General features: G+C 54.7%; 21 protein-coding genes. 9 read left to right on the top strand and 12 right to left on the bottom strand.

Annotation, left to right across the window (positions count from 1 at the left end; genetic code table 11):
- Window positions 1–2 precede the first annotated feature (2 nt).
- Both ugpE and ACR0BU_RS04225 read left to right on the top strand, forming a co-directional pair.
- Window positions 3–839: a sn-glycerol-3-phosphate ABC transporter permease UgpE gene (ugpE, locus tag ACR0BU_RS04230; protein WP_298934063.1), complete on the top strand. Its 837-nt coding sequence runs from the start codon at window positions 3–5 to the stop codon at window positions 837–839.
- A gap of 3 nt (window positions 840–842) precedes the next feature.
- The gene (locus ACR0BU_RS04225) at window positions 843–1,898 is read left to right on the top strand and encodes a sn-glycerol-3-phosphate import ATP-binding protein UgpC (RefSeq protein ID WP_480736080.1); all 1,056 of its coding nucleotides are present in this window, start codon (window positions 843–845) and stop codon (window positions 1,896–1,898) included.
- A 509-nt stretch (window positions 1,899–2,407) separates the two neighbouring features.
- On the opposite strand, the gene ACR0BU_RS04220 is transcribed toward ACR0BU_RS04225, so the two are convergent.
- Together ACR0BU_RS04220 and ACR0BU_RS04215 are read right to left on the bottom strand one after the other, a co-directional pair.
- Entirely contained in the window at window positions 2,408–2,545 is a 138-nt protein-coding gene (locus ACR0BU_RS04220) for a hypothetical protein (RefSeq protein WP_299077181.1), read from the bottom strand.
- Between the two features lie 848 nt (window positions 2,546–3,393).
- The gene (locus ACR0BU_RS04215; RefSeq protein WP_480736081.1) at window positions 3,394–4,539 is read right to left on the bottom strand and encodes a zinc ABC transporter substrate-binding protein; all 1,146 of its coding nucleotides are present in this window, start codon (window positions 4,537–4,539) and stop codon (window positions 3,394–3,396) included.
- 56 nt (window positions 4,540–4,595) lie between these two features.
- Here ACR0BU_RS04215 and ACR0BU_RS04210 point away from each other — a divergent pair, with 56 nt between their 5' ends.
- The 3 genes from ACR0BU_RS04210 to ACR0BU_RS04200 are packed head-to-tail and all read left to right on the top strand — an operon-like array spanning window position 4,596 to window position 6,648.
- Entirely contained in the window at window positions 4,596–5,108 is a 513-nt protein-coding gene (locus tag ACR0BU_RS04210; RefSeq protein ID WP_299886369.1) for a Fur family transcriptional regulator, read from the top strand.
- A gap of 2 nt (window positions 5,109–5,110) precedes the next feature.
- Window positions 5,111–5,851, top strand: coding sequence for a metal ABC transporter ATP-binding protein (locus ACR0BU_RS04205; RefSeq protein ID WP_480736083.1), 741 nt, complete (start codon window positions 5,111–5,113; stop codon window positions 5,849–5,851).
- Window positions 5,851–6,648 carry a metal ABC transporter permease gene (locus ACR0BU_RS04200; RefSeq protein ID WP_299886375.1) on the top strand — a complete coding sequence of 266 codons (798 nt, stop codon included), beginning with the start codon at window positions 5,851–5,853 and terminating at the stop codon, window positions 6,646–6,648. Before ACR0BU_RS04205 ends, ACR0BU_RS04200 begins: the two co-directional genes overlap by 1 nt.
- Window positions 6,649–6,845: 197 nt before the next feature.
- On the opposite strand, the gene ACR0BU_RS04195 is transcribed toward ACR0BU_RS04200, so the two are convergent.
- The 4 genes from ACR0BU_RS04195 to ACR0BU_RS04180 all read right to left on the bottom strand — a co-directional run bounded on the left by ACR0BU_RS04195 (window position 6,846) and on the right by ACR0BU_RS04180 (window position 10,966).
- The gene (locus ACR0BU_RS04195; RefSeq protein WP_480736084.1) at window positions 6,846–7,625 is read right to left on the bottom strand and encodes an IclR family transcriptional regulator; all 780 of its coding nucleotides are present in this window, start codon (window positions 7,623–7,625) and stop codon (window positions 6,846–6,848) included.
- A gap of 11 nt (window positions 7,626–7,636) precedes the next feature.
- Window positions 7,637–8,995, bottom strand: a complete 1,359-nt coding sequence (locus tag ACR0BU_RS04190) for a TRAP transporter large permease (protein WP_298933786.1) — start codon at window positions 8,993–8,995, stop codon at window positions 7,637–7,639.
- A complete protein-coding gene (locus ACR0BU_RS04185; protein WP_298933788.1) occupies window positions 8,995–9,660 on the bottom strand; it encodes a TRAP transporter small permease in 666 nt (221 codons plus the stop codon). The genes ACR0BU_RS04190 and ACR0BU_RS04185 overlap by 1 nt, the downstream gene beginning before the upstream one ends.
- 67 nt (window positions 9,661–9,727) lie before the next feature.
- On the bottom strand, window positions 9,728–10,966 hold the full coding sequence (locus ACR0BU_RS04180; protein WP_298933790.1) for a TRAP transporter substrate-binding protein: 1,239 nt from the start codon (window positions 10,964–10,966) through the stop codon (window positions 9,728–9,730).
- Window positions 10,967–11,075: 109 nt separating this feature from the next.
- On the opposite strand from ACR0BU_RS04180, the gene ACR0BU_RS04175 reads away from it, so the two are divergent.
- Window positions 11,076–12,671 (top strand): GMC family oxidoreductase, encoded by a 1,596-nt coding sequence (locus ACR0BU_RS04175; RefSeq protein ID WP_480736086.1) that lies wholly within the window; start codon window positions 11,076–11,078, stop codon window positions 12,669–12,671.
- Between the two features lie 1,118 nt (window positions 12,672–13,789).
- Here the strand turns inward: ACR0BU_RS04175 and ACR0BU_RS04170 are convergent.
- The 5 genes from ACR0BU_RS04170 to cuyA all read right to left on the bottom strand — a co-directional run bounded on the left by ACR0BU_RS04170 (window position 13,790) and on the right by cuyA (window position 19,185).
- Window positions 13,790–14,509, bottom strand: a complete 720-nt coding sequence (locus tag ACR0BU_RS04170) for an alpha/beta fold hydrolase (protein WP_480736088.1) — start codon at window positions 14,507–14,509, stop codon at window positions 13,790–13,792.
- A complete protein-coding gene (locus ACR0BU_RS04165; RefSeq protein WP_480736089.1) occupies window positions 14,506–16,047 on the bottom strand; it encodes an ABC transporter permease in 1,542 nt (513 codons plus the stop codon). The genes ACR0BU_RS04170 and ACR0BU_RS04165 overlap by 4 nt, the downstream gene beginning before the upstream one ends.
- On the bottom strand, window positions 16,044–17,099 hold the full coding sequence (locus tag ACR0BU_RS04160) for a quaternary amine ABC transporter ATP-binding protein (RefSeq protein ID WP_299077206.1): 1,056 nt from the start codon (window positions 17,097–17,099) through the stop codon (window positions 16,044–16,046). The genes ACR0BU_RS04165 and ACR0BU_RS04160 overlap by 4 nt, the downstream gene beginning before the upstream one ends.
- Window positions 17,100–17,171: 72 nt before the next feature.
- The gene (locus ACR0BU_RS04155; protein ID WP_480736091.1) at window positions 17,172–18,131 is read right to left on the bottom strand and encodes an ABC transporter substrate-binding protein; all 960 of its coding nucleotides are present in this window, start codon (window positions 18,129–18,131) and stop codon (window positions 17,172–17,174) included.
- A gap of 40 nt (window positions 18,132–18,171) precedes the next feature.
- Window positions 18,172–19,185: a D-cysteate sulfo-lyase gene (gene cuyA / locus ACR0BU_RS04150; protein ID WP_480736310.1), complete on the bottom strand. Its 1,014-nt coding sequence runs from the start codon at window positions 19,183–19,185 to the stop codon at window positions 18,172–18,174.
- A 194-nt stretch (window positions 19,186–19,379) separates the two neighbouring features.
- Here cuyA and ACR0BU_RS04145 point away from each other — a divergent pair, with 194 nt between their 5' ends.
- The 3 genes from ACR0BU_RS04145 to ACR0BU_RS04135 all read left to right on the top strand — a co-directional run bounded on the left by ACR0BU_RS04145 (window position 19,380) and on the right by ACR0BU_RS04135 (window position 21,761).
- Window positions 19,380–20,273 (top strand): LysR family transcriptional regulator, encoded by an 894-nt coding sequence (locus tag ACR0BU_RS04145; RefSeq protein ID WP_480736093.1) that lies wholly within the window; start codon window positions 19,380–19,382, stop codon window positions 20,271–20,273.
- Between the two features lie 214 nt (window positions 20,274–20,487).
- Window positions 20,488–21,066 carry a nitroreductase family protein gene (locus ACR0BU_RS04140; RefSeq protein ID WP_299077217.1) on the top strand — a complete coding sequence of 193 codons (579 nt, stop codon included), beginning with the start codon at window positions 20,488–20,490 and terminating at the stop codon, window positions 21,064–21,066.
- On the top strand, window positions 21,063–21,761 hold the full coding sequence (locus ACR0BU_RS04135; RefSeq protein ID WP_480736095.1) for an EI24 domain-containing protein: 699 nt from the start codon (window positions 21,063–21,065) through the stop codon (window positions 21,759–21,761). Before ACR0BU_RS04140 ends, ACR0BU_RS04135 begins: the two co-directional genes overlap by 4 nt.
- Before the next feature lie 6 nt (window positions 21,762–21,767).
- Here ACR0BU_RS04135 and ACR0BU_RS04130 read toward each other — a convergent pair whose 3' ends face one another.
- Window positions 21,768–22,040, bottom strand: a complete 273-nt coding sequence (locus ACR0BU_RS04130) for a DUF1467 family protein (protein WP_298933806.1) — start codon at window positions 22,038–22,040, stop codon at window positions 21,768–21,770.
- Window positions 22,041–22,052 lie beyond the last annotated feature (12 nt).

Here is a 22,052-nt window from a genome sequence, read left to right as displayed (position 1 = left end):
GAATGGTCGAAAAGCGCGGCGCCGGTATCTGGCTCACCCACGTGATGATGATCCTTGGCGTCCTTGTGATCTTCTTTCCGATCTGGCTGGCATTCGTCGCCTCGACAGTTTCGCAGCCGGAAATCACGTCTCCGCCCATGCCGATCTGGCCTGGGGATCGGTTCTGGGAAAACTATTCGGCTGCGCTGTTTTCCGGTGTGAATGTTCCTGTCGCAACCATGCTGTTCAACAGCCTCGTCATGGCCATCGGCATTGCTGTGGGCAAGATCATCATCTCGCTCTTGTCAGCCTTCGCGATCGTCTATTTTCGCTTTCCGGGCCGCACAACATTCTTCTGGTTGATCTTCATCACGCTCATGCTGCCAGTCGAGGTTCGGATTGTGCCGACATTCGAGGTTGTCGCCGGGTTTGGCATGCTCAACAGCTACTACGGCCTGATCTTTCCTTTGATCGCCTCGGCAACTGCAACATTCCTGTTTCGCCAGTTCTTCCTGACCATCCCCGATGAATTGGCCGAGGCAGCACGGGTTGACGGCGCGCGGCCAATGCGGTTCTTCATCGATATCGTCGTACCGATGAGCCGCACGAACATTGCCGCGCTGTTCGTCATCCTGTTCATCTACGGCTGGAACCAATACCTCTGGCCGTTGCTGATCACCACCGATCCGGACATGAACACCATCGTCATGGGCATCAAGCAAATGTTCCCATCGGGTGATGATGTCGCGGATTGGCCTGTGATTATGGCGACCTCCATTCTGGCAATGATCCCACCGGTCATCGTGGTGGTGTCAATGCAGAAGCTCTTTGTCCGTGGTCTTGTCGATAGTGAGAAATAAGAAATGGCAACAGTAACCCTTCAGAACGTCAAGAAGAGCTTTGGCGAAACGGACGTCATCCACGGAATTGATGTGGACATTGCGGATGGCGAATTCATCGTCATCGTCGGCCCGTCCGGCTGCGGGAAATCCACGCTGTTGCGCATGGTTGCTGGCCTTGAAACCGTAAGTTCGGGAGAGATCAGGATTGGCGACGAACGCGCCAACGAGAAAGAGCCCATGGATCGCGATATCGCCATGGTGTTCCAAAACTACGCGCTCTACCCGCATATGTCTGTGCGTCAGAACATGGGCTATGGGCTTAAGATCGCCGGATTGCCTAAGGGTGATATCGATCAAAAAGTGACTGAAGCCGCGAAGCTGTTGCAACTTGAACCCTTGCTGGACCGCAAACCCAGGCAGCTGTCTGGTGGTCAACGTCAGCGGGTCGCCATGGGCCGTGCGATCGTACGCGAGCCTGCCGTGTTTCTGTTCGATGAACCGCTGTCGAACCTGGACGCCAAACTGCGTGTGCAAATGCGTCTGGAGATTCGAGAGCTTCAGGAAAAGCTTGGAATCACATCCCTTTACGTAACGCACGATCAGGTCGAAGCGATGACGATGGCCGACCGGATGATCGTGATGAACGGGGGCATCGCGGAACAAATCGGAACGCCGTTGGATGTCTATGAAACACCGCGAACACTGTTTGCAGCCCAGTTTATCGGCAGCCCAGCGATGAACATCTTTGACGCCGAATGCAAAGACGGCACGCTTAAGGTTGGTGACGTCGAAGTCGGTCCTGCAGCGGTAGCGGATGGCGCTGTAAAACTGGGTATTCGCCCTGAGCACCTTGTGCAGGACGACAATGGCCCGATCGAAGCCGCCATCCAAATATCCGAACCGCTGGGCGCTAACACTCTGTTGCATGGTCAATTCACGGCAAACAAGACAGCCATTACCATCAGTCTGCCTGGCGTCCATCCAATAGAGGGCAAGCATGTGAAAATACGGTTTTCGGTGTCACCAACTCATATGCATTTCTTTGATCCGACCAAAGGGCACAGGTTGGAACGCTAACGGCGTCTGTAGATATGTACGTACCCGCGAGACATCTTCTTTAAGCTCCAATTTGGAGAAGGAGGATGAAATCGATGACAGAGGACCAGTGAGAGATCCGTCGTAAATTGCGTGTTCTTGAGCGCGCTGCGCAAACCGGACCGAGCAGATCGGTTGGACAAATCTCATCAGCAAAGGCCTTGGGCGGGTCGATGCGGTTCGCCGATATGGTCGCGATGTAAATACTTCTGGCCGGGCCAGCTGCCGCCAATATCACCAGACGGTCCTTTACGGAGGATCGTGGTAAATTGATGCAGTGATACAGAAACTGACGGGCAGAATGGCGCTTGCCATCCGTGCCCCACCAAGCAGCGGTCGTACAAGCGCTTGCAGAAGCAAGGGACCTTCCTACCAATTTACATAGACATGCCGCAATAGCCTCAGCAGTGAGACCAAAGCGATCGTGTTCCTCGACTAATACAAAGCCCTGTTTGTTGTGGTGTCGCGTGCATCAAATCCGCGGAAACCGCTCACTCCCTGACATCACGCACGCCCATTTTTTTCAGACCATCCGGCCATCGGGTGAGATACGCATCGCTCTCGAACGGCGCAGTTTTTACCTCGTGGATCGTGAAATCAGGTTTCACCACCAAAAAATTCGTCGACAACCCTCTGCTCCTCACTGGCGAGCCCGAGACGCCGCAATACCGGCGTATAGGTGTGTTTCAATCCGTCAGGGATTTAGTTCATCTGTTCGATGGATGCTTTAGCTGCGTCATAATTCGCAGCGAAATGTCGGACCCAACCCAGATTCCAAAAATACCAGTGCTGGTGGTGCGGGTTCAGCCGGATCGCTAGTTTCATACACTCAACGGTCTGGGGCGGGTTGCCGCCATAGACCACTGGGTCAATGGAATCTGCCAGGACGAATGCTGAATTTGGGGTGATTGTTAAGGTCAAAAACGCCATGACTGCAGTGGAGAATTCATCTGACGCAGGCGCTATTTGCTCCTTTGAGGCAAGATTTCGCGTCGAACACCACGGTTACCACCACGCAGTAACCAACTTGACCACGGCGGCCGCGACGCTGGCTGCGATGAACGGCCCGCTTTTCCCAAACTATTCCCTGACGGGCGCGTTCGGGGCACGATGGCTGCAGCTCTATCATCCAAGGCAGGGCCGAACACGCGCACCGGCTCGGAGATGTTTTTAGCCTCATGCGTGCCCAAGTCCTGAATTGTGAGATCCAACTTGGCTTCGCTTGTTCGAACAGATTGGCCGACATGTATGTACCGCCGGGACTGGCAATGCGGATGCATGCAATTCGATGCGCGAGCATAGCCGTAGCTTCGCACTAGAACCCGCTTCGTTTGCTCAAGCTTGTGTCGATAGATCAATTCAGGCCATTTGTTTTCACATTCGGAACTAGTGTGGCCACGCGCCCCATCATGCCTTGCTTCGTAAAGGGCCTTCAGGGACGCCAATCTCATCTATGTTCACCTTAGGACAAGGCGAGTCACAAGCACCCGGCCAGTGTTTCAGCCATGTTTCTGATGAGTTGGGGGTAAAGGGCCGGACCCGGCTCCAGATCAGATCCAAGCGGGTCAATCACACCGGTATTGGCTTTTGTCCCGTCCAGCACGGTGGCGATAATACCTTGATTGAACTGTGGCTCGGCCAGAACACAATCGATACCTTCGTCACGAATACGGCTTTGGACTTCTGCAATACGAGCGGGGCTGGGGTCTGAAGCGTCGCTAAGAGAGATTGCGCCGGAGGCTGGGAAGTCAAAGGTGTTCTCAAAGTACTGATAGGCGTCGTGAAACACGATGAAACTGCCACCACGAGCAGGTTCGAGCATCGCCGACACTTCCGCCGAAAGCCCATCCATTTCCTCACGAGCCGTTGCAGCATTGGCAAAATAGGCGCCCGCATTTTCCGGATCGGCTGACGAGAGTTGCGCTGCAATCAGGTTGAGCCAAACACCCGCGTTTTCAGGCGACAACCACGCATGCGGGTCATGTGCGCCATGACCATGATCATCGTGATCGTCACCGCCTTCATGCTCGGCATGTTTTTCGTGATCGTGGTCATCGCCATCCGCATGGTCATCATGGCCGTCGTCATGAGCATGTTCTTCGTCTTTGCTGTGGTCATCGCCATGGTCATGATCTTTGTCCTTGGCATGTTCCTCGTGATCATGGTCAGTGTGATCGTCATCGCCATGCTCGTCTTCGTGATCGTGGCTGTCGTGCCCTGCATGGTCTTCGTCGCCATGATCATCGTCATGGTCATGCGCTTCGAACAAAGCTCCCTCACGGAAGTCCAAAAGGACGGTGCCGTCAGAGTCCAGCAAAGTCGTGACAGTCGCGCCTTCGGCGAGGGTTTCTACCGCGCCAGCCATCCAAGGCGTCAGTTCCTCGCCCAGCCAAAACACCAGATCCGCATTCTGCAGGGCCGCAGCCTCGGACGGGCGCAGGTTGTATTCATGCGGAGACGCACCCGGTGGCACAATCAAATCAGGCGTGCCGACCCCCTCCATCACCCTGGCCACCAATGAATGAACTGGCGCTATGTCGACCGCGACGTTCGGGACATCTGCTATGGCTGCACTACCCAACAACGCGGTGGTGATCGAAACTGGAAGGAGCTTTCTGGACATCAGACCCTCTGTGTGATTTTATAACGTTACGAGCCGCATACATGATATGGAATAACATGACAAGAGAGACTCGACCCGCGCCCGCCGAAGACTCGGCTCTCGTTGGGTTTCAGAAGCACAATCATGAAAACTGCGTTGAAACCGGCTTGGCCACGGCCGAGGCGCGATGCAAAGAAGACGGACTGCGATTGACGCCGGTCAGGCGTAAAGTCCTGGACTTGTTGCTTCAAGAGCATCGAGCGCTTGGAGCCTATGCCATCTTGGACCGGCTGCGGGACGAAGGGTTCGGATCGCAACCGCCTGTAGCTTACCGAGCCCTTGATTTTCTGGTTGAGAATGGGTTCGTGCATAAGATCGAGCGCCTGAATGCGTTTGTCGCCTGTTCACATCCCGGCGCTACGCATTCGCCTGCTTTCATGATTTGCAGAAGCTGCGACGCCGTGGCAGAAGCCCATTCCGCACCCGCAAAAGGTGCGTTGGGGGCCGCCGCGCGCGCAGTGGGTTTTGAAATAGAACGGACAGTTGTCGAAGCAGAAGGCCTGTGCCCCGACTGCTCCGAAAAGGCGTAGAAATGGAACTCATCACTGTCGAAGATCTTACGGTGCGATATGGCGCAAGCACCGTTCTGCGTCATGTCAACATAACGATTGCCCCAGGTGAGATCGTTACAATTGTAGGGCCCAACGGATCGGGCAAGACCAGTTTATTGCGGGCAATTATTGGTGCGACCAAGCCGGCTGAGGGGCGGATCAGGCAAAGGGCGGGTCTAAGGATTGGCTATGTGCCTCAAAAGTTGCATATCGACCCGACGCTGCCGATTTCTGTCGAGCGTTTCATGCGCCTCGCAAATGGCGTGTCACTGCGGAAGTGCGAAGATGCGCTAGTAGCTGCAGGTGCGCCGGATCTCTTGAGACGCCAGATGTCACAGCTTTCGGGCGGACAGTTTCAACGCGTTCTTTTGGCAAGGGCATTAATTAACAAACCCGAGGTTCTTTTGCTCGATGAAGCAACTCAGGGTCTTGATCAGCCCGGCTCGGCCGCATTCTATCGTCAGATCGAAGCCGTGCGTCGTGACACGGGGTGCGCAATTCTGATGATCAGCCACGAGTTGCACGTGGTCATGAGCGCGTCACACAGGGTGATCTGCCTGAACGGTCATGTCTGTTGCGAGGGCTCGCCCGCAGTGGTGGCGTCGGCCCCGGAATACCGGGCCTTGTTTGGAACGGGGACAGGGGGCGCACTTGCGCTCTATCGCCATGACCACGATCACGATCACGACCATAGCACAAATGCACAGGAAGCGGCGGAATAATGCTAGATGACTTCATGACGCGAGCAACGCTTGCTGGTGTTGGCGTTGCTTTTGCAGCTGCACCGTTGGGGTGCTTTGTCGTTTGGCGCCGCATGGCCTATTTCGGCGATGCGACGGCGCATGCTGCAATCCTTGGTGTGGCGCTGTCACTGACATTTCAAATGTCGATCTTTACCGGCGCGCTCGCCGTGGCTCTGATAATGGCGCTGGCCGTGACACTGCTTGCTGGCCGTGGCTATGCGATGGACACGCTTCTGGGTGTTATGGCGCATTCCGCACTGGCTTTCGGCCTGGTTGCCGTCTCATTCCTGTCGGGCGTTCGTATCGACCTGATGGCGTATTTGTTTGGCGACATTCTGGCTGTGTCGCGCGCGGATCTGGCGGTAATCTGGGGAGGAGCAGCCTTGGTCGTGGCGCTGATCGCATGGCGCTGGTCGCGGCTTTTGACCGCAACTTTGAACGAAGAGCTGGCCTATGCCAGCGGGTTCGATCCCAAACGCGAGCAGCTAGTGTTGACCTTGTCCCTTGCCGTCACTGTGGCAGTTGCAATCAAGGTGGTGGGTGTCCTGCTGATCGCAGCCATGTTGATCATTCCTGCCGCCGCCGCCCGAAACCTGGCGCGGTCGCCGGAATCAATGGCGGCGATTGCCGCCGCGATCGGAGCTGTTTCAGCGGTCGCTGGCCTGCGGGCGGCCTATGTCTTTGACACACCGGCGGGGCCGTCGATCGTCTGCGTGGCCGCAGTTTTATTTGCTTTTCTCAGTCTCGTTGGCTGGCAGACCCGAAGCGGAGCCTAGCACAACATCTGTGCTAGCGAGCGCGTGTTGAGCAGAGATCACTAGTCTATTCTTGTTTCCAATCGCGGTGTAGACCCGTTTCATCTGGATCGAAACCATGTTCGGCGCCAGAAGTGCTGGCGTCGGGTCGCCACCCGAACCTAGATCGCACTTGCTGCTGTCATGTTATTCTAGCTTTAAATCAATGAATCTGGAGCCTAAGGTGCGAGCAAACCCGAGAGTTTTCTTGCCCCGTTCTGAAGTGTGTCCAAGCACTGAGTTAAACTGCCCAAGTTACGGCGTTGGGTTGGCGCATGAACGGCCAGCGTGGCTACGAGCCTATTATTCTCATCCAAAACTGGCACCGCAACAGCGGCCATTCCGGCCATGAATTCTTCGTCGTCAGTCGAATAACCTCTTTGCGTAATAAGTTTGAACTCCTCGCGTAGTGCTGTTGCTTCGGTCAAAGTCTGGTCAGTATGTGGGTGCAACTTGCGGGCGGACAGGTATCCTTCAAGTGTATTTTGTCGGAGGGTAGACAGGTACATTTTGCCACTGGCCGTACAATGAAAAGGGACTTGTGTTCCGACAGGTAGTTGAATACGCAGTGGCCACTTTGTCTCGACCCGATCCAGATAGATCATGCCCTCTCGGTCTGGGATGGCCAGGTTGCAGGTTTCACCGATTTCATCCGCAACCCCGCGCAGAATCGCAAGTCGCGCGGTCCGCAAATGTTCGGACGACACCGTGTTCACGGAGAGCTGCCGCAACCGTGGACCAGGTCCGTAAGACCGCCCATCCAAGTCACGCTGCAAGAACCCTTCTGCCTCGGCTGTTTGCAGCAAGCGATGGATCGTTGGTTTTGCCAGACCCAATGCCTCGATCAGGTCTGACGGTTTAACCGCGACCCCACGCCTGGCGACCTCTTCCAAGATCAGCAGCAAGCGCAGGTTGGTCGGTATTTGGGTATCTTTTGCTGGTGTGTCCGTGTAGGCCATCCCGCTACATTCTAGTTGTTTGGCAGCATGATCAAGGCCAGATCAGGTACGAGTGAAACCAAAATCCAAACAGACAGCAATGCCACAAGATATGGCACAGTGTAACGCAACAGCCGGAAATAGGGCACGCCCGTCACGCTGGATGCGACATAGAGGTTCAGCCCGTATGGCGGCGTAATGAAGCCAATCGATGCACCGACCAGGAAGATCACTGAGAAGTGGATTGGATCAACACCAACCGACGCAGCAATCGGTGCCAGGATCGGGGCAAGGATGATCGTCACCGGCAGGCTTTCCAACACCATGCCCGAGAAAAAGACAATCACCATAGACGTGAACAAAACCGCATAATACCCGCCCATAGACGTCACGAAATCGCCGATGGTTTGCTGTGCACCCAGCAATGATAGAATTTGCTGCATGACCACCGAGATGGCGATCAGCGGTGCAAGAATACCTGTAATCTGGGCCGAGCGGATGACGATCGAAGGGATCTCGGGGATTGTGAAGCCTTCGACGACCAGCATTTCAGCAAAGCTTTTGTCGGTAGGTGAGACGTCGTCGCGAGCGCCCATGATCCGGTTGATTGGATAGCTGACCAATCCCGCTATCACGCAAAAACCAACCGTAACACCCGCCGCTTCGGTTGGGGAAAATTTGCCTGTGTAAATACCCCAAAGGACGAGACCGATGGCAAAGAACCCAAGCCACGCGCCAAACGCAGTTTTAAGGATCCGGTTCAGTTGCAACGGAATCAAATAGCCCCAGCCATTCATGCGGCAAATGATCCAACAGGCAAATTGCATGCCAATGACCATCAAGGCGCCGGGCAGGATTCCAGCCAAGAATAGCTCGGATATCGGCAGGTTCATCAGGAACCCATAGACGATGAAGATAATCGACGGTGGGATAATAATGCCGACGGTGCCACCAGCCGCAGCTGTTGCGGCGCTGAAGCGCTCGTCATAGCCGCCCTTGACCATCTCGGGGTGCAGCATCGAACCAATTGTTGCTGTGGTCGCCGAGTTCGACCCGGAAATCGCCGCAAACAACCCGCAAGCGCCCAATGACGCCATCGCCAGCCCGCCGCGTATCCAACCCAGACACGAGTAGGCAAAATCGCTCAATCGTCGCGCGATACCTGATTTGTTGATTAGGTCTCCGGTCAGAATGAACAGAGGCATCGCCAACAGAGCAAAGCCTTTGTTGAAGACGTTCAACAATTCGGCGCCCATGTTGTCGAGTGTCAGGCCCAACACAAAAGAGCAGCCAATCACCCAATAACCGATGACCAGCAGCACCGGCACGCCCAGCATGAATAGAAACGTGACCCCCAGCGAGATCAGTGTGACAATGGTTCCGTCAGTCATCAGTCTGCCCCAATCACGGCCTGCTTGATCAGCGGCTCGCCTGTTTTCCAATTGCGCAAATCGTCAGCCAAATTCTGAAACACACGGCCGACCATCAGAAAAAAAGAAAGCGGTGCCGCAAGCAGGAACCACCATTGCATGATGTTGTCGGTTCCTAGGACGATTTGGAAGTTCGATGCGGACAACGCTACAAGTCGCGAGGTTGTCACAATCACGATGACGGCAAAAACAAACCACAAGACTGCGTCCAAAATCAGACAGCCTAGCTGCCCGGCACGCGGCATTGCGCTACGAAATTCGCTGAAACTCAGATGCGTACGCAGACGTACATTGTAGGACGCCCCGAACCAGGCCATGACCATGAACAGCAGCGGCGGAATGGTTGTGGACCAAGGTTCCTGATCGTTAAAGACAAATCGGTCGATTACGCCCCAAAAGATGATCAGCGCGATGGCAAGATATGAATACACCATGACCGATCGTTCAAAATGGCGCTCGATGAACGGCACCTTGCGATAGATCAGCATAACGAGAAATCCGCCGATCGCGGCGACAACTGTGCCAACAACCCAAGCCGCATCGGATCGCAACGCACTTTGAATCTCGAACGAATCCTGGCTCAACAAGGCGCTGAAAATAGCGCCGACATCTGCCCAAAACGACATGAACCCCGTCCTCCCAGTCGGTGTTTAGGTGAACCGGCCCGTATGGGCCGGTTCATCAGAGCTTAGATTAGGCCTCGCCCTTCCACCAACGGCGTGGCTCAACATTTTCTGGCAGAGTATCAGCCGGGATCTCACGCGCGATGTCGTAGATCTCTTGATAGGTGTCGATACCACCAGCCCATTTATTCAGGCGCTCGCGCCATTCAGCCCAGGGTTCCGGATTGTAGTTCGGGGCGCACATCTCTTCGGCCAGTTTGATCTGATCGTCGGCCAGGAACGCCGCACGCACGCCGTTTTCGGCAAAGATCGTGTTCGGCAATTGCGGATCCGAGAACCCAACTGTGTTCAGCAAGGCCGCTTCGTTGGCCCCTTGAATAAGCGCTTGGGTGAAGTAGGACGATTCCATGACCGCATCCTGCAATTCGCCACCCAGCCCATCGAAGACGCTGGCAGACATCGACGTATGCTCGGTTCCGCAGAAGAACTTGAGGTTCACAGACTGCGACACCACTGGTGCCATATTGGCATATGCCACAGCGGATGCCCAAGTTTCTGCACCATCGATCAGACCTGTTTTCAACGCATCAAGGGTTTCTTCCCACGCCACCGGAACCGGGTTCAGGTTCAGAAGCTGCATCGCGATCCGGCCCAGCTGCGTGCCCGTGACGCGGTTTTTGGTGCCAAACAGTTCTTCCAGTTTCGTAACCGTCGGCTTGTCAGCAAAGGTAGATCCCATCTGCAGGCCACGCAGTTCACAATGCGTAAACAAGAACTTCAACCCGTGCCGCTTCTCGAGCGGTTCACGCAGGATGCGCTGGCTCGCGGGGCTATAGAAGAAGTGATACTGCGCCGCGCGGCTTGGGAACATGTATGCATAGTCCAACACGTTCAGATAGGGCGCGCCACCCGCCGAGTTCTGGGTCGACGCCGCATAGATGTCGACGATTCCCTGCTGTGTTTTTTCGACACAACTTAGCTGGCCACAGATCTGATTGTCGCCAATGAACTCGATGCGAATCTCGCCGTCTGTGCGTTCTTCCAAGTCGCGTGCAAATTCAATTGCCCCGGCCCGCTCGATCAAAAGGTTTCTTGTATTGAACCCGGATGCACCGAATTTCAACGTATGCTTCGGCTCTTTCGAGAACCGCTTTTCATAGGTGGATTCTGCAGCTTGCGCCAGATTGGCGATACTCATGGCACCACCGAATCCGCCAGCAGCCAACAACGTGGAGCTCATGCCATACCGGCCTGCCACACGGAAAAAATCTCGACGCGAAATACCACTTAGTTTTCGACCGATCTCCATTGCTTACCTCCCTGATCGCAATTATTGAGACATTTTGTATCAAAAAAGGCTAGTATAATTCTTCCATCTTGCATAGAGTTTTTTTCAACGACGTTGGGAGGACCCGGATATGGAAGTGGATTATGCGATTGTCGGAGCCGGATCTTCGGGCTGTGTCATTGCCAATCGACTAAGCGCAGATCCAAAGACATCCGTGGCGCTGTTGGAGGCCGGCGGGCCCGACAGGAACCCCTGGATTCATATCCCCGTTGGCTATTTCAAGACGATGCACAACCCGTCGGTCGACTGGTGTTACCGCACCGAGCCTGATCCTGGCCTGAACGGCCGATCCATTGACTGGCCACGTGGAAAAGTACTCGGTGGATCGTCTTCCCTGAACGGCCTTCTTTATGTACGTGGCCAGAAAGAGGACTATGACCGCTGGCGCCAAATGGGGAATGTCGGCTGGGGCTGGGATGATGTGTTGCCCTTATTTAAGCGCAGCGAGGATCAGGAACGTGGCGAGGATGAATTCCACGGAATCGGAGGGCCTCTTGCGGTTTCGAACATGCGTATTCAACGACCCATATGCGATGCTTGGGTCGCCGCGGCGCAGACGGCGGGCTATCCGTTCAATCCAGACTATAACGGCGCCAATCAGGAAGGTGTGGGGTATTTTCAGCTGACCACCCGCAATGGCCGACGCTGCAGCGCAGCCGTCGCCTACCTCAAACCGATTCGGAACCGGCAGAACCTGAACGTCATCACGCATGCTCTGGTCAGCCGGATCGAACTGGACGGAAAACGTGCGACCGGACTGATCTATCGCGATCGCTCAGGTCAGATGAAAACGCTCAAGGTGCGTCGCGAGATCATACTATCTGGCGGCGCGATCAACTCTCCCCAGATTCTGATGCTGTCCGGCATCGGAGATCCGGATCATTTGAAAGACAACGGGCTAGAGCCCATTCACGCCCTGCCAGGGGTTGGCAAGGGACTGCAGGATCATCTGCAAGCCCGCCTTGTCTTTAAGTGCAACGAACCAACCCTGAATGATGAGGTGAGAAGCCTGTTCAATCAGGCGCGTATTGCACTGAAATACGCCCTATTCCGCGCCGGACCCATGACAATGGCGGCAAGCCTTGCGACCGGATTCGTTAAAACCCGCCCGGACGCCCAAACACCGGACATCCAATTCCACGTCCAGCCTTGGTCCGCCGATAGCCCAGGTGAAGGTGTACATCCGTTTTCGGCCTTCACCATGTCCGTTTGCCAGTTGAGACCGGAAAGCCGAGGGGAGTTACGCCTGGATGGCCCAGACCCGACAAAGTATGTCAAAATCATCCCCAATTACCTGTCGACCGAAACGGACTGTAGAACCATTGTCGATGGCGTAAATATCGCGCGCGGGATCGCACGTCATAGTCCACTGACTTCCAAAATATCCGAAGAGTTCCGACCAACGTCGGATCTGTCATGCGACGACTACGAGGGTACATTGGATTGGGCGAGATCGAATTCCGTCTCGATTTATCACCCCACAGGGACATGTTCGATGGGCACATCCGAAAACTCGGTGGTTGATCCCAGCCTGAAAGTAAACGGAATTGGTAATCTTCGGGTTGCTGATTGTTCGATAATGCCCGAGATCGTCAGTGGGAACACAAATGCACCTGCGATTATGATAGGTGAAAAAGCCAGCGAATTGATCCGCGCCACTCTTTGAGATTGCTATCAAGGTTCAGTGAAGCCGTGGGCGCACTGCCGTGTGCAGACAGGCCAGTTTTAGCAATACTGGCAGCCAACGCACAGCTTCTCGAAGGTGGTTTTGAATTGACGGACAAGTATTTTAGCGACGCGGAAACAATCAAGCCATGTAGATACACAACATCTTCGGCTGGAACTTGATCCTGCGCAGGATTGTGAACCCGCGATGACAAACGGCCTGTATTCGACACAATCCTGAAACACGTAGAGAATCTATGCGGCGCCAATGGCAGCAGCCTGCAATTGCTCAATCAAACTGGCACCCATTTGTACAACTCCGCAATCGGATCGTGGGACGACAATAGCTCATTGCCAATCGGGATGGAATTTGAACTCGCCGTTCCACTGGTCATGTGCATTGCAGTGACCGAAGCAAGGGCCGTTCACTACGACGATTCGAAGGAAACGGAACCCTACAAAGCGGCCATGAAGGGCGACATACATTGGTGGGTATCGAGGGCGTTCGCACGCATCTTAGTGTTCCGCTTATTCAGGATCGGGGTGCGTTCGGGAACTTTATTCTGAACCGCAGGGTATAAAGACCCTTCTCCTTAGACGACATTGCCTTGGTTGAAGCCTTCACCGCTCAGGCGGCGATCCCCATCGAAACCGCCGCGCAGCTCCGTGTCCTTTAAACTTGACTGGCGCGCATGGCACGACGTCCTGCAGGTCATCAGTCACAATCACGATGACGAGAAACCGGTCTTTGATGCGATCCTGAAACGTCTGCGCGCTGCGCAATGCCCTCTGGCAGGTCTAATTCCGGGGACATCTGAAGATGAGTTCAGACACTGGCATCGCGCATCGGGATGTTTTCTGAGGCGATTGATCTATTCGAGACAGGGCAAATGCGGATGGGCGTACATTGTCTTTGACGATATAGGCCAAAGCGACCTGAAGAAGGTTACGGTCCGGTCGTACCTTCAATGGTGGATGCGTCCAATATCACTAACATACTGCTCGTCCCCTTGATGAAGAATGGCATTGAACAGCCCCACTCGAGTAATCCATATTAAAAGTTGTTGCATGGTTGGGAGTGGGTCCATTGGGGTACGGGCCTTTGATGCTGGTACCTGGTCACAGAAGATAGTCAACTAACACGCTGGTAAACAGTTCAGGCTTTTCCAGATGTACTGCGTGTGCGCATCCTGGGATAACCGAAAGGCTTGCGTTGGGGATGCTCGACCAGAGCAAGCTGGTCTGCTCCCACGAATAAGTTCGGTCCCGGTCGCCACAAATTACGAGTGTCTCGTGAGGCAGTGCCGAAAGGTTCTCGGTACCTGACCAGTTCTTCATCGCATCAAGACCTGCTTGGATGGCCTCCATCGACGCCATTTGCGCCAGACGTTCACAAGCTTTGAAGTTTGTTGCCTGCTCGTTTTTCCAGAACCATGTCGCAGCGATCCGACTGGCCGTATCTTTAACACCATTGCTTTGAACCCGCGCTTTGCTTTCATCGATTGTTTCGAACCTGCCGGGTAGGACGCCGATCGCGCCAGTCGCATAAAGTATCAGACGTTGAACACCACCGGGATCCATGCGCGCGATCTCCTGAACGATCATCCCTCCCATTGAATGACCCAAGAGGTGATACTGTTCTATACCCTTGTCTCGAAGCGCACTTAGAACCCAATCAGCGAGTTGATCGATGCGACTTATGGCCGGCAAATGACGGTTGCGGCCGAATCCTGGCAGGTCAAGGGCGGTGACGCCAAAATGGTCTGAAAGAGCTTTGAGTTGCAGATCCCATTGTGCGCTTCCCCCCATCAACCCATGGACAAGGACAAGCGGCGTCATTTGCGTTGACCCTGAACTATGCGATCCAAAATCATCGCACAGAACAGGATTGCAAAACCGGCGAGGATGCCCTGCCCGACGTTGGCGTATTGCAATGCCTCAAGTACATCTTCGCCCAGTCCTTTGGCGCCAATTAGAGAGGCGACCACGACCATCGCCAGTGACAACATGATCGTCTGGTTGATCCCCGCCCGGATCGAGGGGCTGGCCAAAGGCAAATCGACCTTTGTCAGCAAGTACCATTTGTTGGCTCCAAAACTGATCGCTGCCTCTCGCACACTTTCCGGTACGCCGCGCAAGCCAAGAACAGTCAGGCGAACGACGGGTGTGCCGCCAAAAATCATTGTGGTGACGACGGCGGCGGGTTTACCTGTTCCAAAGAACGCGATCACCGGGATCATGAAGACAAAGGCAGGCATTGTTTGCATAAAGTCCATGATTGGCTGAATAAACGCGTAAAACCTTGGACGCCTCGCCGCAAACATACCCAACGGAATGCCTATGATGATCGACAAACAGGCGGCGGTGCCCAGCAGGGCAAGCGTCGTCATCGCTTTTTCCCAGAAGCCGAGCAGACCCATATAGGCCAAAAACGCCCCGGAATAGATCGCCATCCGGACACCTGCGGTCAGCCACGTCAGCAGTATGATCAGCGCAGCGATCACGATCCACGGCGTGCTGACGAAAATCAGTTCCAGCGCGTCCAGCATCAACCGAATGCAATAGGTGATCCCATCGAACAACGCCTCGCCGTTCAACACCGCCCAGTTAAAGAAGGCTTCTACGCCTTCGATGCTGACCAGACGAATTTCCGGGTTGGTCGGGAAGTTGCTCAGGATTTCGAAGCGTCCGGGGAAACTGTAGTTCACCATGGCAACAGCGACGATCAGGACCATGAAAATCGCACTAAAAGCGATTTGGGATATCGGCATGCCCGAGCGGAGACTACGGTTCGAAAGCCATTCGGAAAACCGCGCTTCAAGCGCCCAATTGGCGACTATCGCTTCGACGAGCTTAACCGCAACAAGGACTGCAAGGCCCGCTAAGGCAATTGTCGGGCCCTGCTCGGCCAGCGCCTCGGCTTCGGCGCGAATACCGCCGATATTGGCTTCCAGCCCATCCACGGCACGTTGAAACGCATCCACCCTATCCGAGCCACTTTCGATGGCTGCCACCAATTGTTGTCGACGTAGTTCCAGCGTTCCTTCAATCGAGGCGATACGCGCCATTGCGTCCGAGGCCAGATCACCAAACAGACCCCGCGCGATCTGCACAAATGCAATCGCCTCGACGATCAGAAAGCACAACGCCCAGGACCATAGCCCCCGCGCGCCAAACCAGATTGGGCCGAAAAGACCGGCGAAAAAATTGAAGGTTGCCGTGAACCTTGCCGACGCACCAACCTTGTCGAAATTTGCGATATAGTAGTCGGGGCTTGTGCGGACAAAAGCGCGGATGTTTTCTTTGCGCTCTTCTGCATAGGCCAGCGCGGCCTCGCTTTCGGTGTCTTCCAGCGGATTGATGTTCTGATCTTTCATGACACCTCTGTCCCTTCAATAACGGTCCGCAAAAGATCAGCGCGGGTAATTGCGCCGACGTCAGCGCCAGCGTCGGTCACGACGATCGGCTTGTCGTCGTCAATGGCAAGGTTGATAAGGTTGCTCAACGTCTCGTCGGGTTCCACGCGGTACACATCGGCAGGCAACGGGCCGTGAGTTTCGATCCAACTCTCGATGGGCTGCATCACCACCTTTGCATGAACCACCTTCAGGCGTGAAATCCCAGCCACGAAATCGGCGACATAGTCGTCTGCCGGATGCATCACGATATCTTCTGCGGTCCCCATCTGAACCATCTTTCCATCGCGCATAATCGCGATGCGATCGCCGATCCGTACGGCTTCATCCAGATCATGCGTGATGAAAATCGTTGTCTTCTTCAGTATTTTGGAAAGTCGTATGAACTCATCCTGCAACTGGCGACGGATCAGCGGATCGAGTGCAGAAAACGGTTCGTCCATCAACAACACATCCGGGTTTGCCGCCAGGGCGCGGGCCAGACCGACGCGTTGTTGCATACCACCAGACAGTTCATGCGCAAACTTCGCGCCCCATGCGCCCAACTCAACAATATCAAGGATCGCTGCCGCCTGTCGCATGCGCTCGTTCTTGGCGACTTGCCGGATCTCTAGCGGCATCGCGACGTTATCCAGCACCGACCGGTGCGGCATGAGCGCGAAATTCTGAAAGACCATCCCGATTTTCTGATTGCGAAAATGCTGAAGATCTCTGGCCCCAAGGGCCATGACATCGGTTCCTTCGATTTCAATCTTTCCAGCCGTAGGTTCCAGTAATCGATTGAAATGGCGCACCAAAGTCGACTTTCCACTTCCCGACAACCCCATAATGCAGAATATTTCACCCCGGTTTACTGACAGGCTCACATCCGCGACACCGACCACACAATTGTACTCGGACAAAACCTCGGCCTTGCTTAGGTTTCGGTCGCGGATCGCCTTTAGCGCCACTTGTGGCTTAGCGCCAAAGATCTTCCAGACGTTCGAGATTTCAATGACAGATTCTGGGGTCATTTCGCGCCTGCATGTAAGATTGGTCGGTTCCAGCACCGGCCATCGCCGGTGCTGTCGTTGTTGCGGGTGCGCTCAGAGCCCCAGCATCGAGTCGACGCGATCGGAATTGGCGCTTACCCAATCCTTTGCGGCGTCCGCTGGATCGCGCCCATTGGCACTTATCTCAAAGGCCAGCGCGCTCACATCATCTGCGGTCAGCGCGAAATTGGCAAAGAAATCGGCAATTGCGGGCGAGCGATCTACAAGCGAGTTCGACCACGCAATTTGCACCTGCTTCAGCGCGTCCTTTGTAGCAACGTTCGACTTTTCGTACCAATCCGCGTCATCTGAAGGCTGCACCATGACATACTTCGCGGGATCAAAGGTAGGCTCGGTCAGCATTTCGACGTCGAACATGAACCACACAGCATGGGGTTTGTAGCAATAGAATGCGTAACCCTCACCCTTGGCGATCGAGTCCTTGATCCGCGCGGTTTTCACACTTTCCTCGGCCCGGATCGGTTCGATAAAGTCCAGCAATCCGTAATCCCGCACTTTGACCTCGTTTACATTTGCCGAGGCCCAGCCCGGTGCGCCGATCCACATCTCTCCCTTCCCATTACCGTCGCTATCCATCAGTCCCGCAACGTCTGGGCGACCCAGATCAGTAACGTCGGTGATATTGTTAGCCGACCCGAAATCCTTTGAAACGCAAAAGCCCTGATTACCCTCGTATGGGTTCGATGACAGCGTTACGGTGCCGGCTTCATCCACATATTTCTTAGTGAAACTTTCCTGATTTGGCAGCCAGACGTCAGGGTGTACGTCGATATCGCCCTTACCCTGATCCATCGCTTGAAAAATCGTGGCATTGTTGCCGGGCACGTATTCAACTGTGCCTCCGATCCGCGAGGTGACGACCTCACCCAGAACATAGGCGATGGCTTGTGCCCCGGTCCAGGAAGGCACACCAATCTTGACATCTTCAGCAAACGCAGGAGCGCCAAAAGCGCTCAAGAATGCCAAACCGCTTAACGTTTTCTTCAGTGTCATTACAAAGATCTCCTTGTTGGTGGTTTTTTGTTTATTGTTATTATGAAGCATACCCGGGAAGCCCGAGGGTATCAGAATAGCCAAAAAGGGCAGCGCTTCCGCCAGTATGCAGGAAAACCACGTTGTTCATCCCGTCAAAATACCCTTTGCGGATTTGGTCGATCAGCCCATCAAGCCCCTTGCCGGAATACACCGGGTCAAACAAAAGACCCTCGGTCCGCGCCAGCAACTTGATGGCCTCGACCATACCGTCGGTTGGTTTGCCATAGCCGGGTCCGACGTAGTCGCAGTTTGCACGCACATCACCGCGCAAAATTTCCACACCCGTTCCCAAATGATCGGCCGTGCGCGTCGCAAGATCAAAGACCATTTGTTCTTGCTTTTCCCGAGGCGCCCTGACGCCAATCCCCAGTAGGTGGGTGGTGCTTTTGATTGCAGATAACCCCGCCACAAGCCCCGCCTGAGTACCGGAACTACCGGTGGCATGTACAAGCGCATCCAATGAAAGGCCCATCTTGGCGGCCTGCTCAATCAGTTCCCTCGCGCAGTTCACGTACCCTAGGGCACCAACTGAATTAGACCCACCCCCTGGAATGATGTACGGTGTTTTACCCTTGTCACGCAAACGCTTCGACAGGGCCTCCATCTCGGCGTTCATGTCTGTGCCGTCACCGCGTTTTGACACAGTTGCCCCATGCAGACGATCCAGCAATACATTCCCATTCAGAGTATAGTCGGGATCATTTGACCCGGTTCGGTCCTCGAGCAGAATATGACAGTCCATCCCCAGCTTCGCCGCGGCTGCAGCGGTTTGGCGTGCGTGGTTCGATTGGGTCGCCCCTTGGGTAATGATCGCGTCAGCACCCTGCCCTGCGGCATCCGCCATCAAAAACTCAAGCTTTCGTGTCTTGTTGCCGCCGGTCGAAAGACCGGTGCAATCATCCCGCTTAACCCACAAACGGGGACCACCCAGAACCTCACTCAGTCGGTCCATCGGCTCAAGCGGAGTAGGCAGATGTGCGAATGAAACACGGGGAAATCCTGCCAACGTGATCGAGAGCTCCTTGCAGAGACTAACAGTCATATCCAAGGCATCACCGGCGCCGTGTTCCGCGATGTCTACTGTCTCGGCCATTCTCTGGGGTCCTCCAACTTGGGTTTTCTCAAAGCGTTTCCTATCGAAACACAGAAAAACAGTGCTTTTTTCTATGGCTGCTCATACTTTTGCTTTGGCTGGAGGTGAGATTAATGGATACGCAATGGCTGGATGACGTCCTTGCTCTTTTGGAAGAAGGTAATCTGAGCCGCGCTGCCGCACGCCGAAACATCACACAACCTGCGTTTTCCCGACGCATACGTTCGTTCGAGGATTGGCTGGGTGTCCCGGTTTTGAACCGGAAGACAAACCGCGTCGAAATTGGCGAAGCGTTGATTTCGAACGAGTCAGAGATCCGCGCAATTCTCTCACAACTACGCGAGATGCGCACGAAAATCGTTCATCATGATCCCAAAGCAAACACGGTCAGGATAGCGGCGCAGCACGCCCAGGTGTTTTCTCGTTTCCCGGATATGGCGCTCAAGGCGCGCAAAAAGCTGCCGGGCATAAAGTTTCGCCTCCATCCCGCAAACCTAAGCGATTGCGTGAGTATGTTCTTGCGCAAGGATGCTAGCATGCTTTTGTGCTACGAGTCTGAACTTGCCGAACCCCTGGAGTTCGGAGCAAACGTGTTAAGAGGATCGTGGGGTCGCGACTATCTCATACCCGTGGTCGGCGGCTCAATGCGTTTTGCCGTGAAAGACGGTGGTAACATACCGGCGGACTCTCCATCCGTTGTCTATCCAGACAACAGCTATTTCGGTCAGGTATTGCGAAAAAAGGAAAGATTGTTCGGAACCGCTGGTTTCAGCACAAATCCTATTTGCGAAACGGCATTTTCGACGGGGATTCGTGAGATGCTCCTCAAAGGGCTAGGCGTGGCCTGGTTGCCATTCAGCATGGTGCACAACGAACTGCAAAGCGGAGACGTGATCTCATTGGAAAATCGGCTTGGGAAAGAACCCATGGATGTTGCTATTTACGCCGACCGCAACAACCCAACTGCGTTGAGCCTGTTTGATATCTGGGGCAGTGCGCCAAAGTAGTATTCCAATCGTGCCCTGCCTCTGCATGGGCAATGAGTTCGCATCAATCAGACCATTTACACGGTTTGGAAACGGCACGCATCATCGTATTCCACCAACCATCTTGCTTTACCTGCCCTGGGATGAAATTGATCGCCTGAACTCAGCTTCTTACCCTTGAAACTGCGGCACGGCTGACCAACATACGTAGCGTCGATGTAAAGAAAGTTAACATATGACCTTGAAGAACCCCGCCGCCCTGGAGTTTCTGCACTCGCGTCGGTCCCGACCTGCCAAGACGTTGATCGCGCCGGCCCCTAACCGGGATGAACTGATCCCCCTGCTGACGGCCGCAGCCCGCAGCCCTGATCACGGAAAACTGGAACCCTGGCGGTTTGTTGTTCTTGAGAAAGGCGCCATGCCGCGCCTGGCAAATCTGACCGAAGAAACCGGCCGCGCTTTGAACAAAAGCCCGGAAGAAATCGTGAAGGCGCGCAGCCAGTTTGACCTGGGCCATTTGGCCGTTGCGGTGGTTGAAGTACAAAAACCCTCGGCCAAGATACCCGCGATCGAGCAGACCTACTCAGCGGGGGCCGTTTGCCTGGCGCTATTGAACGCCGCTCTGGCCGCAGGATGGGGCGCGAACTGGTTGTCAGGGTGGCAAACTCATGATCGAGGATTCTGTGAAAAAGCACTGGGGCTGTCGGAGAATGAGCGCGTCGCAGGGATGATCCACATTGCCACAGAGAGTGCTGCCCCACCGGAACGTCCACGCCCGGATGTCACGACACTGACCAAATGGGTTTCTGAATGATCATCCTGAACGCCTTTTTTGCTGCTTTGGGTCAAATTGGTGATCCAAAGTTCCGATCCGTTCTTTTGCGCGGCATTGGCCTGACGATCCTACTACTGATTGTCGCCTGCGCCGTTGCAATCTGGTTCATAAACATGCTGTCCGGGAATGAGATTTCACTGCCCTTCATCGGTACTGTGCCCTGGTTGAACGATGTTTTGAACTACTCGGGCATATTGTTGGTGCTAGTGCTTCCAGTGTTTTTGATGATGCCTGTGGCCTCGGCCATAACATCGATCTTTCTGGAAGATGTCGCGCAGGCTGTGGAAGACAAACACTATTCCAGCCTGCCCCGTGCCCATAAAATCCCCTTTGGCGAGGCGCTGCTGGACGGTCTGAGTTTTATGGGTGTGTTGATCGTGGCAAACCTGCTGGCCCTGATCCTCTATGCAATATTCACGCCGTTTGCGCCCTTCATATTCTGGGGAATGAACGGATTTCTGCTGGGCCGAGAGTACTTCACGCTTGCAGCGATGCGCCGTTTGGGTCGCGAGAATGCCCGAAAACTCCGGGCGAAGCATTCGCCAACAATATGGTTGGCGGGAACTCTGATGGCAATTCCACTATCTGTTCCGTTGGTAAATCTGGTGATTCCGATCATCGGTGTCGCCACGTTCACCCACATCTACCACCGGTTGTCCGGTCTCAATTCCTGATGGGCCTTACCGGGGTTCGAGGTTGTTCAACCAGTCGAAGTCCCGCACCGAGATCACACCTGAAATAATGATCCCGGCAATGATAACCCACAAGATCACCGTGATACCTGTGGTGATCCACAGCTTTTTCTTCATGTGATGCACTTCGGGGGCACCTGCATGGGTGCCCGGCACAATCTCACCCAGATCGCCTTGTGTCTTGATGCGAATGGGCAGCACGACAAGCAAGGTCATGAACCAGATCACGGCGAACAACACCAAACCGGCTGTTATGGTCATTTCAGGCCCTCC

This window comes from Ruegeria sp. CK2 (assembly GCF_056536585.1).
Note: the sequence above shows the minus strand (reverse complement) of the source record. Positions and strands in the feature narration are given on the sequence as shown.